This window comes from Streptomyces sp. 4N124 (genome assembly GCF_052245395.1).
Classification (GTDB): Bacteria; Actinomycetota; Actinomycetes; order Streptomycetales; family Streptomycetaceae; genus Streptomyces.
In genome coordinates, this window is sequence record NZ_JBQQBS010000011.1 from 94,144 (window position 1) to 108,257 (window position 14,114).

The following is a 14,114-nucleotide window of genomic DNA, read 5'->3' on the forward strand; positions in this document are numbered from 1 at the left end:
GGGGCGGCGGGTGCTGATCACATCCCGGTCACACGGGCGGGGCCTCGAACAGCACGTCGGGGTCGTTGAACTGTTCCTTGGCCACCGACTCGCTCATCGGGTCGGCGGTGCCCCACTGGTCCTGCGTCAGCGGATCGTCCACGTCATGCCGTCCGGGGTGCCACAGGTCCTCCTCCAGGACGGCGAGTTCCGTGGTGTACTCGACGGTGTTGCCGTGCGGGTCGTGGAAGTAGGCGAAGGTGTTGTCGCCCGCCAGGTGGCGGCCGGGCCCCCAGGTCAGCCGTGTCCCGGCGCGCAGCGCCCGTCCGGTGCCGCGCATGTACTCCTCCACTCCGCGCATCTCGAACGACGCGTGGTGCAGGGAGACATGGGGGCCGCGCGCGATGGCGAAGGAGTGGTGCAGCGGGTTGCACCGCATGAAGTACATGAGGTCACCCATGTGCTGCGAGAACAGGGTGTCGGAGAGCCGGAAGCCCAGGTGCCGTGCGTAGAAGTCCCGAAGTCCCGCCGGATCGGTGGAGTTCACCACGCAGTGCGAGAGCCGGACCGGGACCGCCTCCCTCTCCTCGATCTTGCGGTGGACCCTGTTCTCCACGTCCGCGGAGACCTCGACGACCCTCCCGTCGGGGTCGAAGAACCGAAAGCCGTAGCCGCCTCCCGGAGTGTCCATGGCACCCGGTTCGCTGACCAGCGGGACGTCCGCGGTGCCCAGCCGTGCGGCCAGCTCGTCGACATCGGCCACCGAGGCGGCGCCGAAGGCGACCAGATCCATGCGCTTGCGCTGGTCCTTGCGGATGCGGACGACGTACTGCTCGGGGCTGCCCTCGGCCGCGAAGAACGCGATGCCGCTGTCGCCCGCGATCTCGGTCAGTCCCCACACCTCGGAGTAGAAGGTGCGCTGCTGGTCGAAGTCGGGCACGGCCAGGTCGAAGTGACGCAGATGGGTGATGGGCTGGAAGGCGTCGGAAGAAGTCGAGGTCATCGGATGCTCCTGACGGTGTTGCGCTGGTGGCCGAGGCCGGTGACCTCGGCCTCAAGGACGTCGCCGGGCGACAGGAACACGCCCCAGTGGGCGCCGTTGCCGGCGGGTGAGCCGGTGAGCAGCAGGTCACCGGGGCGCAGTGTGCTGGTGGTCGAGGCGTACGCGATGAGCCGGGGGATGTCGAAGATCATGTCCTTCGTCGACTCGTCCTGGCGTACGACCCCGTTGTGGCGCAGGGTGATTCGCAGGTCGGACGGGTCGCCGACGAAGCCGGCCGGCACCAGGAACGGCCCGGTCGGCAGGAAGGTGTCGGCGTTCTTGGCGGTGAACCAGTCGGTGCCGATGGCCTTCAGATCCGGGCGGTAGAGCCGGTCACGGGTCGTGATGTCGTTGCAGATGGTGTATCCGGCGACGTACGACCACGCGTCCTCCGCGGCGATGTTCCGCCCTTCACGGCCGATGACAAGCGCGAGCTCCAGCTCCCAGTCGTGCTGCTCGCCGAGCTCCGGCAGCACCACCTCGTCGTAGGGGCCGCACATCGCGCGCGGCGAGCCGAGGAAGATGTACGGCACGCCGTTGCGGGCGCGTTCGTCCATCATCTTCTCGGCGTCGGCCCGCGCCTCCTCCGGGTTGGCCCCGTGCACGCTCTCCTTCTCGGCCGCGACCAGATCCACCACGTGACGCCGGTAGTTGGCACCCGACTGGAGGATCTGGCCGGGCTCGATCGGGGCGTGCATGCGCAGGTCGGCCAGGTCGTGCCAGGCGCCGTCCGGTGTCTGCGGCTCCTCGGCGAGAGCGGACAGCCGCGGCAGCACCCCGTCCCAGTCCTCGACCAACGCACGCACCGACGCCGCCACGTCCGACAGATCGCGCACCCGGGTGGCGGTGACCAGTCCCGGGAACGGATCGCCGCCCTCGCGGCTGAAGGTGCCGAGCGCGAACGGCCCGGCGTGCAGGGGCAACTGATCAGGCACGAGCGACTCCTCGTCCATCTGTGACAGGGAAAGGGATGCGGACACTGCATCCACCCGGAACGCTAGGCAGCCGCGAGGGCGCGGCGGAAATGGTCATCGGCGATGCCAGCCATCACGTTCGGCCACTACTGCCCGTCACCCCAGATCGCGCATGGTTTCCGACTGGTCCATCGCCGTAGGGGATGGATGACGTGCTGATTCGCGATGCCCGAATCCGTTGACCGCGCGGTAGCAGCTCACGGAGGGTCATGCAACGCAGACCCGACGGAGGGCGTCGGGTGTGCTGGACCGTCGCACCCGGAACGTCAGGAGAATCTGGTGATCGTCGAGCACGCGGAGCTGACCGTGTCGGCCGGCCAGGAGCAGCAGTTCGAGGCGGCCTTCGCCGAGGGACGCAAGGTTCTGGCCGAGGCCGACGGCTTCCACTGGGCCGAGCTGCTGCGCTGCGAGGAGCGGCCGCATACCTACCTGCTGCTCGTCGGCTGGGACAGCGTCGAGGCGCACACCGTCGGTTTCCGCAGCTCCGAGCGGTTCCAGCGCTGGCGTTCCCTGGTGGGCCCGTACTTCGACAAGGCCCCGGTCGTCGAGCACTACCACGAACTCGGGGACCGCTTCACCGGCTGACGGACCGGCCTTCCCCTCCCTCTCATCTCACACGGCAAGGAATGCCCATGGCAGTGGACAAGGTGCTCGTCGTCGGCGGCGGCATCACCGGAAGCGTGTTGTCGCTCGCGCTGACGCAGCGAGGCGTCGACGTCGACCTGGTCGAGATCTCACCTCAGTGGTTCGGTGTCGGCCATGGCATCACCCTCCAGGGCAACGCGCTGAAGGCGCTGCGCTCGGTGGGCGTCCTGGACAAGGTGCTCGCCCGGGCGGTGCCCTTCGACGGTCTGCGACTGCGCCAGGCGAACGGTGAGCTGATCACCGATCTCGCGGTCGCCCACACCGGCGGACCCGACCTTCCCTCGACGGCCGGCGCGCTCCGCTCCGACCTCCAGAACGCCCTGTGCGACGCGGTGTACGCCCAAGGGGTGCACGTCCGGCTGGGCCTCACCGTCGAGCGGCTGGAACAGTCGACCGGCCGTGTGGACGTGACCTTCACCGACGGCACCACGGGGAGCTACGACCTGGTCGTCGGCGCGGACGGCATCAGGTCGCACATGCGCTCCCTGATCGGCATCACCGTCGAGCCGCGCCCGGTCGGCATGTCCATCTTCCGGGTGGTCGCCGACCGCCCGGCCGAGATGGACGGCCCCGAGGTCTACTACGGCGGCCCCCGCTACAAGGCCGGCTACAGCCCCATCTCCCCGGACAAGTGCTACGCCTACCTGCTGGACGAGAACCTGGATGCCTCTTTGGTGGGCCCGTCCGCCCCGGTGTCCCTGCTGCGTGAACGCGGCGAGGGATACGGCGGCACCTGGGGCAGGCTCATCGCCGCGCTGCCCGACGACACGGCGGTCGACTACCGCTGGATCGAGACCGTGATGATCGACGAACCGTGGTACCGGGGGCGGACGATCGTGATCGGTGACGCGGCGCACGCGTGCCCGCCCCTGGTCGCGCAGGGCGCGGCGATGTGCGCCGAGGACGCGGTGGTCCTCGCGGAGCTGCTCGTCGGTGACGACCCGGTCGAGATCGCGCTCAAGGCGTTCATGGCACGGCGGATGCCCCGTGTGCGGCTGGTGCTGGAGAACTCCCTGAAGCTGGCCGAGTGGGAGATCGACCCGGAGACGCCGGGGGCCCACCCCGCCCGGCTGATGACCGAGACCCTCGACGCGCTGCGGGCCCCGGCATGACCATGCCTGTCGTGGACTTCCACGGCCACTTGGCCGTCCCCGCTGCGGACGAGCTGTGCGCCGGTACGGACGGACTCGCGGCCGAGTTCGCAGCCGAGCAGCGGGCGCACGCGCCCGAGTCGCTGGCGGCCAACCGCGCCCAGTTGTCCCGGCTGCGGCCCAAGCTGACCGACGTACGGGCAAGGCTGACGGACCTCGACGCCATGGGCGTCGACATCCAGGTGGTCGGGCCGATGCCCATGCACCACTACTGGGCCGGCGAGGACCTCGCGCGGCGCCTGGCCCGTACGACCAATGAGGCGGTCGCCGCGCACTGCGCGCAGGCTCCGGAGCGGCTGTGCGGCCTGGGCACCGTGCCGCTGCAGCACCCGCACCTCGCGGTGGAGCTGCTTCAGGAGGCGGTCACCGGACTTGGGCTGTACGGGATCAGCGTCTCCACCTCCGTCGACGGCCGCGAGCTGGCCGACCCCGCCCACGACCCGGTGTGGGCCAAGGCCGAGGAGCTGGGCGCGGTGGTGTTCGTCCACCCGTGGGGCTGTTCCCTCGGGGAACGGCTCGCCGTCCACTACCTCGGCAACACCGTCGGCCAGCCCGTGGAGACCACCGTCGCGCTGTCCCGGCTGATCTTCGGCGGCACACTCGACCGCTTCCCGGGGCTGAAGCTGGTCGCCGCGCACGGCGGCGGCTACCTGCCCACGTACATCGGCCGGTCCGACCACGCCTGGCAGGTACGCCAGGACACACGGGGCTGCGCCCACCCGCCGAGCACCTACCTGCGGCGCATGTGGTTCGACGCCTTGGTCTACACGCCCCGGGGACTGCGCCACCTGGTCGAGGAGGCCGGTGCGGACCGTGTCGTTCTCGGCACCGACCATCCCTTCGACATGGGCGTCGAGGACCCGGTGGCGCGCCTGGACGCCGCGGGGCTGGACCCGGCGGCCCGGGCCGCGATCGCCGGCGGCAACGCCATGGACCTGCTGGGGACGGTCCGGCGGGCACCCACCCCCACCCACCACTGAGCACGGGAGAGACACACGATGCGTTTCGCGACATACGAGCACGAAGACGCCGAGCGCGCGGGTGTCGTCCGGGACGGGGTGATCCACCCGCTGCCGGACGGCACCACGGTGCTCTCGCTCCTGGAGAACGGGACGTTGCGGGAGGCGGGCGAGCGGGCCCTCGCCGGGGACGGCGGTCCGCGGGTCGAGGACGTCCGGTTGCTGCCTCCGCTGAAGCCGCCGTCGATCCGTGACTTCGTCGGCTTCGAGGCGCACATCGAGGGCGTCTCGAAGGCCCTGGACGGTCTGGAGCACATCCCGGAGGAGTGGTACCGGGCGCCGAACTTCTACTTCACCAACCCGCACGCCGCCTACGGCGCCCACGACGAGGTGCCGGTCCCGGCCGGGTGCTCGGTCCTCGACTGCGAGCTGGAGGTGGCCGCCGTGATCGGCCTGCTCGGGCGGGACCTCACGCCCGAGCAGGCCGGGGACCACATCGCCGGCTACCTGGTGTTCAACGACTGGTCCGCCCGTGACCTGCAGAAGCCGGAGAAGGACCTGGGTCTTGGCTTCTCCAAGGGCAAGGACTTCGCCAACACCCCTCGGCCCGTTCCTGGTGACAGCGGACGAGGTGGAGTGCCGCAGGGACCCCGACGGCTTCCTCGACCTGGAGATGACCCTCACGGTCAACGGGGTGCTCATCGGCCGCGACACTCTCGCCAACTGTTCGTGGACCTTCGAGGAGATGACCGCCTACGCCAGCCGCGACACCTGGGTACGCCCGGGAGACCTGCTGGGCTCGGGCACCTGCGGCTGGGGCGCCCTGGCGGAGCACTGGGGCCGCAACGGCGAGCGGACCCCGCCCCCGCTCACCCCGGGTGACGTGGTGACGCTGACCGTGGAACGGCTCGGCAGCGTGTCCAACCGGATCGTGCCGGGCCGCCAGGACGTCTACCTGCCCCGGGCCCGCAAGCGCGGGCGCACCCCGCGGCCCTGAACGCGGGGACTGTCATCCGTGGCACCGATGGCTGGTATGGATCTCGATGACGGCCGCACGCCACCCCTTCCTTGCCTGATTGCTCCCGGTTAAGCTCACCGCCCTGGTTAATCCCGCGTTTCGGCGCTCGTTCGGCGACGTTGCCGGAAGGGGACTCGGATGGGGCTTGGAACGATCGACCTCAACCTGCTGGTGGCGCTCGAAGCGCTGTTGCAGCAGAAGAACGTCACCCGGGCGGGTGAACGCCTGAACACCAGCCAGTCCGCGATGAGCGGCTCGCTGGCGCGGCTGCGCCGACACTTCGACGACGAGCTGCTGGTGCGGGTGGGCCGGGAGTACGAGCTGACGCCGCTCGCGGAGCGCCTCCTACCCGTCGTACAGGCGTCGCTGCAGAAGGCCGAGGAGGCCCTGTCCCTGACTCGTCGGTTCGATCCGGCCACCAGCGACCAACGGTTCTCCGCCGTCATGTCCGACTACATGATGATGGTGATGGTGGAGCCGCTTCTGCGGGTCATCGGGCAGGAAGCGCCGGGCGTGCGCATCGACTTCCACCCCACGCCCGGGCAGCTGGCGAGCGAGAGGCATCTGGCCTGTCACGATCTGCTGATCGCGCCGCTCGGCTACGGGGTGCCCGGGGTCCACGAGGCGGTGCTGCGCGACCGGTTCGTGTGCATCGTCGACCCGGACAACCCACGGCTGGTGGACGGGCGGCTGAGCCTTCGGGACCTGGCGGAGATGCCGCACGCCGCGGCCGGATTCGCCAAGAGCCCCACCCCGTCGGACCGTCAGCTGGAGGTGCTCGGGATCACTCCGAGGATCCAGGTCAGCACCCCGGGTTTCAGTGTCCTGCCGTTCGTGGTGAGTGGCACCGATCTGGTGGCGGTGGTGCCGGAGCGGCTGGCCCGCCGGTACGCGGGCTTCGCGCACTGTGCCGTCGTACCGGCTCCGTTCCCCGACGAGCTGCCGCTGGTCGAGGCGATGTACTGGCATCACAAGCGCCATACGGACCCCGGGCACACATGGCTGCGCGGCGTGGTCCGTCGCGTCGGCGCGGAACTGGCCGAACCCGGCATGCCGGCTCCCGCCGCCGGGGATTCGACGACCGGCGCTGCCGCCGTTCAAGCCATGGCGGCTCCGGATGCCAGCCATCGGCAACAACCGTTTCCGCATCTCGTCTCCGCTTCCTAGCGTGAGTCCCGTGCCGGGTACGGCCCAGTGCCCGGACGGGACACAGCGGGAAAACAGGAGGAAGCCGTGAGCCGAAGGCGTCTGGAAGGCCGAAGCGTTGTCGTCACCGGTGCCGCCCGGGGGCAGGGTGCCGCCGAGGCGGAGGCCGCGGCCCGCGAGGGCGCCACCGTCTTCGCGACCGACGTCCTCGGCGAGGACGGCGAGGCCCTCGCCGCCTCCCTGACCGCCCAGGGCCTGGACGTCCACTACCGGCACCTCGACGTCTCCTCACCCGACGACTGGGCCGCTCTCGCCGACTGGCTGGAGGCACTCGGCCGTCCCCTGCACGGCCTGGTCAACAACGCCGGCGTGCCGGTACGCGCGCGGCTCGGCGAGGTCGACGTCGCCGACTGGAACAGGGCCTTCGCGGTCAACACCACCGGCGCCCTGCTGGGCATGCAGGCCATGGCCCCGCTGATGCGCGAAGGAGGCTCGATCGTCAACGTCGGTTCGGTCGCCGGCCTCGTCGCCCACCACGCGGTCGCCTACACCGCCAGCAAGTGGGCACTGCGCGGACTGTCGAAGGTCGCGGCGCTGGAGCTGGCCCCCCGGGGGATCCGTACGAACATCATCCACCCCGGATACATCGACACACCGATCATGGCCAACGCCAACCCCGTGTTCGTGAAGGCGCATCTGTCGATGACGCCCATGAACCGGGCCGGGGTCCCCGAGGAGGTGGCACCGCTGGTGGTGTACCTCCTCTCCGATGAGTCGGCGTACGTCAACGGCGCCGAGATCACCGTCGACGGGGGATTCTCGGCACACGGCGGCACCAAGGCGTTCACCGACGCGCTCGACGCCGTATAGAGCCCTTCGCATTCTTTGCCTTTGACACCCCGCGGTGTTTTCCGCACCGCAGGGCGGGGCCGCACTGTGCCCTTTTCCGGCACACGCTGATTCATTCGTCACGCTGAAAGGTGAGCTGTATGAGCTGGACGTCTCGCCGGGTTGTCACGGGTCACGACGACAACGGAAAGTCGGTGTTCCTCTCCGACGGAGCGCCGCCCGTGGTGCGGACCGCACCGGACGGCGCGGTCTTCCACGAGCTGTGGAACACCCGCGGAACGCCGGCCCTCATAGACCCTGACGAACCGGAGCCGACGCAGATCTCCCTGACCGTGCCGCCCGACCCGAACGGGACGAAGATCAGGATCAACGAGTTCCCGCCGGGCGCCGTGTCACCGATGCACCGTACGCAGACCGTCGACTACGGCATCGTGCTGCAGGGGGAGGTCGTCCTGGTGCTCGACGACACGGAGACCGTGCTGCGGTCGGGGGACGTGGTCGTTCAGCGGGGCACCGATCACCGCTGGGAGAACCGCTCCCAAGCGGTCGCCCGGATGGCGTTCGTACTTGTCGACGGCGAATTCTCCGACCGGCTCACGAAGCGGCTTCCCGAGGGAGTCATGGAAAGCCTGCTGACGGATCCCAATCACCCCTGATATCGCTGCCGAAGTGGCCGCGTATCAGCAGGATCAAACGCATCGTGCTCCGCGATGACACTCATGCGGATTGGCAATTTCCCTCGCAGTCGCCCGCTGTGTTCAATTCCAGCCATCACCGACTCCGGAATGGCGATGTTTCCGCCACCGCTCCCCAAGGAGAATCGTGTCCGAACAAAGGCGTTCACTCCGCAGACTCGCCCTCCCCCTGATCGTCGCGGTGGTCACCGCCGTCACCGCCGCCTGCGGCGCCTCTCAAAGCACCTCGGCCGGCGGATCCTCCGGCTCCGGGACCTCCAAGGAGGCGCGCGCCGCCCTGGAGACGGCCTTCAAGGGCGCCACCGGCGACTTGCCGGAGGTCACCGCGAAGCCGAAGGCAGGGGTGAACCTGTGGGTCATCTCCTGCGGCCAGCAGCAGCCCGGATGTGTGGAGCCCAGCGTGGCCGCCATGGCGGCCGGCAAGGCCGCGGGTTGGAAGACCAAGCTCTGTGACGGCAAGCTCAACCCCGGCGGCTGGGGGGCGTGCATCCGGCAGGCGATCAGTGCCAAGGCCGACGTGATCGTGCCCGTGGGCATCGACTGCCCGGCCGTCCAGGGCCCCCTCGGCGAGGCCAAGAAGGCCGGGGTCGTCACCATCGGCAACGGCGGCATGGACTGCGACGTGGTCGGCGGCAAGAAGCTGTACTCCGCGGTCACCACCCCGCTCAAGGGCATAACCCTCGCGGACTACCGCGCTCGGATGGGCGCGCTCCAGGCCGACTACGTCATCGGCAAGACCAACGGCAAGGCGAAGGTGCTCCTGGTCAACTTCACCGACCCGATCTGGGGCCCGATGATCACCAAGGGCTTCCGTGACGAGCTCAAGAAGTGCTCCGGCTGCGAGGTCGTGAAGCAGCTCGACGTCGGCAACCAGGACCTCGTCAACAACACGCTCGGCTCCAAGTTCTCCTCCGCCCTCCTCGGGGCGCCGACCGTGAACGCGGTCGCCTTCCCGATCGACGGCTGGCTGCAGGCGGGCATCGGCCAGTCCATTTCCTCCTCCGGGCGGAGTGCCCAGCTCACGGTGGTCGGCAACTTCGGCAACGCGGCCAACGCCGACGTCATCCGCAGCGGCGGCGCGCAGGACGGCGACGTCGGCTACTCCTCGAAGCAGTTGTCGTGGGCCGCCGTCGACGACGCCGTCCGGCTGCTGGCGGGCCAGAAGCCCGCGGAGTCGGCGGGCGTCGGCCTCGTCGGCATCGACGCCGACCACAACCTGCCCAAGAAGGGCAGCTCCTACGAGCCGCCCGTCGACTACGTCAAGCACTACACCACCGGGTGGGGGAAGTAGTGAGCCGCCCGTCCGGCACGGCCCTGCGGATCACCGGGCTGACGAAGCAGTTCGGCGGTACCACGGTGCTCCACGGCACGGACCTCCGGGTCCGTGCCGGCACGGTCCACGCGCTGCTCGGCGGCAACGGCTCCGGCAAGTCCACCACCATCAAGATCCTCGCCGGCGCCCACAGCGCCGACGGCGGCACGATCGAGGTCGGTGAGCAGAGCTGGGAAGCCCGGCACTTCTCGGCCGCCACCGCACAGGCGGCCGGGCTCCGCTTCGTCCACCAGGACCTCGGGGTCTTCGACGACCTCACCGTGGCGGAGAACATCGCGCTCGCCTCCGGCTGGCCCACCCGGGCGGGCGCCCGGATCAGCTGGCGGGCGCTGCACGACCGGGTCGCCCAGCTGCTGGAGCGGTTCGAGATCGGCGCCGACCCCCGCGCCCCGCTCGGCACTCTGCGCCCTGCCGCCCGCACCATGGTCGCCATCGCACGGGCACTGCAGGAGACCGACCGGGACGACCTCGTCCTGGTCCTCGACGAACCCACGGCGAGCCTGCCCGAGCACGAGGCGAGCTTCCTTCTGGAGTCCGTACGTCGGCGTGCCGACCAGGGGCAGACGGTGATCCTCGTCAGCCACCGCCTCAGCGAGGTCATCGACGTCACCGACGACTACACGGTGCTGCGGGACGGCCGGGTCGCCGGCACCCTCGTGGACCACCGCCCCACGGAGTCCGAACTGGTGGAGCTCATCGCCGGGCGCGCACTGGACGAGGCCGTGCGTCCGACCGTGAGCACGAGCCGGCCCCGCCCGGTGCTCACGGTCACCGACCTGACCGGCGGCCCGCTCAGTGGCGTCGACCTCAAGGTAGGCGCAGGTGAGATCGTCGGCGTCGCGGGCCTGCTCGGCTCCGGCCGCACCTCGCTGCTGCGCACCCTCTTCGGCGCCCACCGGCCGACCGGCGGCACCATCGAACTCGACGGCGCCAGGGTGTCCTTCACCGGCCCCGGCGATGCGATGCGCGCCCGCGTCGCCTACGTCCCTGAAGACCGCGGCGCTGACGCCGCGTTCCCGGACCTCCCGCTGCGGGCCAACCTGTCGATGTCGGTGCTGAGCCACTACTGGCGGCGCTGGCGCCTGGACCACGGGGCCGAACGCAGCGACAGCCAGGACCTCGTGAGCCGCTACGGCGTGAAGGCACCCTCCGTCGAGGCGGCGTTCAGCACCCTGTCCGGCGGCAACCAGCAAAAGGCCGTACTGGGCCGCTGGCTGCGCCGCGATCCGCAACTGCTGCTCCTCGACGAGCCCACCCAGGGCGTGGACGTGATGTCCCGCGCCGACATCTACACGGTGGTCCGCCGCACCGCGGCCTCCGGCTGCGCGGTCCTCGTCGCCTCCTCCGACCTGGAGGAACTGGCAGCCCTGTGCGACCGGGTCCTCGTGCTGCACCAAGGCCGCGTCGTCACCGAGGCCGACGGCGAAGGGCTCAGTGCCGACCGCCTCGTCCACCTCGTCCAGCGTTCACCGTCCCTCACCTCCGGAGCAAGGACATGACCATGAGCGGTGTTACCTCTTCCGCACCCTCGCCCCCGCCGCCCCCGTCGCCAGCGAAATCCGAGAGGTCCGAGGAGACGGAGCCGACCCGGCGCACCCGGCGGTCCGCGCTGGCGCCGGGGCGGCTCGCCGAGCGGTACACCCTTCCCGCCCTGGCCGTAGCCGTGGCGGTGTTCTTCAGCCTCTACCCGCCGAGTGCCGTGGTCTTCCCGACCTCTGCCAACCTCAGCGTGGTGACCGGCAACCAGTCGGTCATCGCCCTGCTGGCACTGGCCGCCCTCGCGCCGCTGGCCGCCGGCTACTTCGACTTCTCCCTCGGGGCGAACGCCGCGACCAGTTCCCTGGTGTGCGCGGCGCTCATGGCCCGCCACGACGTGGGTGTCGTGCCCGCGGTACTCGCCGCGGTGGCAACGGGCGTGCTCATCGGACTGGTCAACGGCGTCATGGTGGCCCGGTTCCGGATGAGCTCGTTCATCACCACCCTGGGCAGCGCCACTCTCCTCGGCGGGGTCATCCAGTGGTATTCGGGCGGCCAGACCATCAGCGCGGGCGTCTCGCCCGCCCTGCTCGACTTCGGTTCCCAGCAGTGGCTGGGTCTACCCCGCGTGGTGTCCGTAGTCGTCGTTCTCGGTGCCCTGATGTGGTACCTGCTGGGCCACACTCCATACGGGCGGGCCCTGTACGCGATGGGATCCAACCCCAGGGCGGCGCATCTGGTCGGCATCCGCGTCCGGCGCAACCTGCTGCTGACGTTTGTCATCGCCGGAGCGCTCGCGGGGATCGCCGGCGTCGTGCAAACCGCCCGTGTCGGCGGAGCCACCGCGGACAGCGGCACCAGCCTGCTCTTCCCTGCCTTGGCCGCGGTGTTCCTGGGCGCGACCGCGATCGAGCCGGGCCGGTTCAACGTGCTCGGCACGATGATCGGCGTGGTGTTCGTCTCCGAGACCGTCAGCGGCCTCACGCTGGCCGGTGCCAGCGACTGGGTCGACCCGGTCTTCAACGGCACCGCGCTCCTGCTGGCCGTGGGCCTGTCCACCTACTTCGGCCGCAGGCGGGCCGCCGGAGCCGCCGTCTAGCGAGGTGGCTCCGGCGGCCGGCCGGCTATGGAGGGCGTCAGCGGCGGTGCCAGGGCAGAGCCGCTGGATAGGCGTCCTCCTCGGCGGCCTGCTCGAGAGAGCCGATGACGGTGGCAGTGATGGCCGCCACCTGCTCAACCTGTTCGAGGCTGAGCGCGGCGGACGGCGGCGACATGGCCCGGGGCCGCGCCGGTCAGCAACGCCATGCCTCCATTCTGGCGGCCGCACAGGGTCGGGGGCTGGTGGCTTCAACCAAGGAGTCAATGTCACTGTCTGTGGCCGTTGCAGATGGGGGCAACGGCGCTCGGCGGCAGGCTTTGCGGGGAACGGGATAGGGATGGAGTCGCTGGCGCAGGGCCCGTGCCGTCGGCTGATTCTCCCCGGAGACTCCCCAGGGCTGATTTTGCCCCGATCCGTGACCGGTGCGAGAGCAAGGACCGCACAAGAGCTGAGCTCGGCAAGATGGACTCAGAGCCAGTCGCGCCGCTTGAAAATAACGTACAAACTGACGCAAACAACCCCCATCAGGCCGATGGCGAAGGGGTATCCGAAGCTCCAGTCCAGCTCCGGCATGTGCTTGAAGTTCATGCCGTAGATGGTTCCAACCAACGTGGGAGCAAAGAGAATCGCCGCCCACGACGAGATCTTCTTGATCTCCTCGTTCTGCTCGAACCCCGCCTCCGCCAACGCCCGCATCTCCGCGTTCTGTTGCTGGGTGACCAGGGTCGTGTTCACGGTGAGGATCTCCGTGAGGGCCTGGCGGAAGCCGTCGACGCGTTCGCTGGTGTGGGTGACGTGGTCGGCGACGTCACGGAGGTAGCGCTGGAGTTCCTCGTCCGTGCCGTACTTGGCGAAGCCGGCCATCAGGCCGTGCAGCATGCCGACGAGGGGGCGGGTGGCACGCTGGAACTCGACCATTTCGCGGGAGAGTTCGTAGATGCGGCGGGACACTTCGGGGTCGCCGCTGAAGACTTCCGTCTCGATCTCGTCGATGTCGTTCTGGACGCCGGAGACGACGGGCACATAGCCGTCGACCACCGCGTCCAGGATGGCGTAGAGCACCGCCTCCGGGCCCAGTTTCAGCAGGTCCGGTGACTCCTCCATGCGGTGGCGGACCGCCGAAAGGTCGGGCGCCGCGCCATGGCGGACCGTGATCACGAAGTCGGGGCCGACGAACACATGCAGCTCGCCGAAGTCGACCTCCTCCGGCGCGTCGAGATACCTGGCCGCCCGCAGCACGACGAAGAGCGTCTCGCCGTAGCGCTCCAGTTTCGGGCGCTGGTGGGCCTCCATCGCGTCCTCGACCGAGAGGGGATGGAGGTCGAACTCGGCGGCGAGGGAGAGGAGTTCGCTCTCGGTGGGGCGGGCGAGGCCGATCCATGCCATGCCGGCCGGCTTCTCGCGCAGCTCGCGGAAGGTCTCGGCGAGGGTGGAGGGGGAGGAGACACGGACGCCGTCCTGGTAGAGGACGGCCTGGACGACGCTGGCCGGTTCGGGGGTGTCCGCCGATGCCGGAGAGGGCGCGGCGGGCTCCGGCTCTGGTGCCGACGGCTGGTGGTTCAGGGCGCGGCGCCAGACGGACTTCCTGGAGTTCTTCGCGGCGATGGCGGCACCTCCCTGCTGGTCCTGCTCAAGCCGAGCGGTTGATCACGGAGCAGGATATACGGGGCATACGGCATCGGGGTGGGCGGGTGGTACGGGATCAGGTGAGAGTTGCGGACAGAAGGTGTCCGCAAGCGACGCTAGCG

Annotated in this window: 12 protein-coding genes and 1 pseudogene; 10 read left to right on the top strand and 3 right to left on the bottom strand. The window is 69.8% G+C overall.

Translation table 11 applies throughout. The annotated features are described in order from the left end of the window. Positions 1-28: 28 nt before the first annotated feature. Both ACTWQO_RS14085 and ACTWQO_RS14090 read right to left on the bottom strand, forming a co-directional pair. Entirely contained in the window at positions 29-982 is a 954-nt protein-coding gene (locus tag ACTWQO_RS14085) for a VOC family protein (protein WP_443237627.1), read from the bottom strand. Beyond that, the gene (locus ACTWQO_RS14090; protein ID WP_443237628.1) at positions 979-1,956 is read right to left on the bottom strand and encodes a fumarylacetoacetate hydrolase family protein; all 978 of its coding nucleotides are present in this window, start codon (positions 1,954-1,956) and stop codon (positions 979-981) included. Before ACTWQO_RS14090 ends, ACTWQO_RS14085 begins: the two co-directional genes overlap by 4 nt. Positions 1,957-2,274: 318 nt before the next feature. On the opposite strand from ACTWQO_RS14090, the gene ACTWQO_RS14095 reads away from it, so the two are divergent. The 10 genes and pseudogenes from ACTWQO_RS14095 (at position 2,275) to ACTWQO_RS14140 (ending at position 12,366) form a co-directional block, all read left to right on the top strand. Then, positions 2,275-2,580, top strand: a complete 306-nt coding sequence (locus ACTWQO_RS14095; RefSeq protein WP_443237629.1) for an antibiotic biosynthesis monooxygenase family protein — start codon at positions 2,275-2,277, stop codon at positions 2,578-2,580. Positions 2,581-2,627: 47 nt separating this feature from the next. Then, complete coding sequence (locus ACTWQO_RS14100; protein WP_443237630.1) at positions 2,628-3,752, top strand: FAD-dependent monooxygenase; 1,125 nt, start codon at positions 2,628-2,630, stop codon at positions 3,750-3,752. Then, positions 3,749-4,771, top strand: coding sequence for an amidohydrolase family protein (locus ACTWQO_RS14105; protein WP_443237631.1), 1,023 nt, complete (start codon positions 3,749-3,751; stop codon positions 4,769-4,771). Before ACTWQO_RS14100 ends, ACTWQO_RS14105 begins: the two co-directional genes overlap by 4 nt. Before the next feature lie 18 nt (positions 4,772-4,789). Continuing rightward, positions 4,790-5,624, top strand: a pseudogene (locus ACTWQO_RS14110) (fumarylacetoacetate hydrolase family protein); the annotation flags it as partial. 282 nt (positions 5,625-5,906) lie between these two features. Next, positions 5,907-6,935 (top strand): LysR family transcriptional regulator, encoded by a 1,029-nt coding sequence (locus ACTWQO_RS14115; RefSeq protein WP_443237632.1) that lies wholly within the window; start codon positions 5,907-5,909, stop codon positions 6,933-6,935. A gap of 66 nt (positions 6,936-7,001) precedes the next feature. Further along, positions 7,002-7,784, top strand: a complete 783-nt coding sequence (locus tag ACTWQO_RS14120) for an SDR family NAD(P)-dependent oxidoreductase (protein ID WP_433454485.1) — start codon at positions 7,002-7,004, stop codon at positions 7,782-7,784. 119 nt (positions 7,785-7,903) lie between these two features. Then, complete coding sequence (locus tag ACTWQO_RS14125; protein WP_443237633.1) at positions 7,904-8,419, top strand: cupin domain-containing protein; 516 nt, start codon at positions 7,904-7,906, stop codon at positions 8,417-8,419. A gap of 166 nt (positions 8,420-8,585) precedes the next feature. Then, on the top strand, positions 8,586-9,749 hold the full coding sequence (locus ACTWQO_RS14130) for a substrate-binding domain-containing protein (RefSeq protein WP_443237634.1): 1,164 nt from the start codon (positions 8,586-8,588) through the stop codon (positions 9,747-9,749). Continuing rightward, a complete protein-coding gene (locus ACTWQO_RS14135; RefSeq protein ID WP_443237635.1) occupies positions 9,749-11,290 on the top strand; it encodes a sugar ABC transporter ATP-binding protein in 1,542 nt (513 codons plus the stop codon). The genes ACTWQO_RS14130 and ACTWQO_RS14135 overlap by 1 nt, the downstream gene beginning before the upstream one ends. A 2-nt stretch (positions 11,291-11,292) precedes the next feature. Beyond that, on the top strand, positions 11,293-12,366 hold the full coding sequence (locus ACTWQO_RS14140; RefSeq protein ID WP_443237636.1) for an ABC transporter permease: 1,074 nt from the start codon (positions 11,293-11,295) through the stop codon (positions 12,364-12,366). 468 nt (positions 12,367-12,834) lie between these two features. On the opposite strand, the gene ACTWQO_RS14145 is transcribed toward ACTWQO_RS14140, so the two are convergent. After that, positions 12,835-13,971 carry a magnesium and cobalt transport protein CorA gene (locus tag ACTWQO_RS14145; protein WP_443237742.1) on the bottom strand — a complete coding sequence of 379 codons (1,137 nt, stop codon included), beginning with the start codon at positions 13,969-13,971 and terminating at the stop codon, positions 12,835-12,837. Positions 13,972-14,114: the final 143 nt, after the last annotated feature.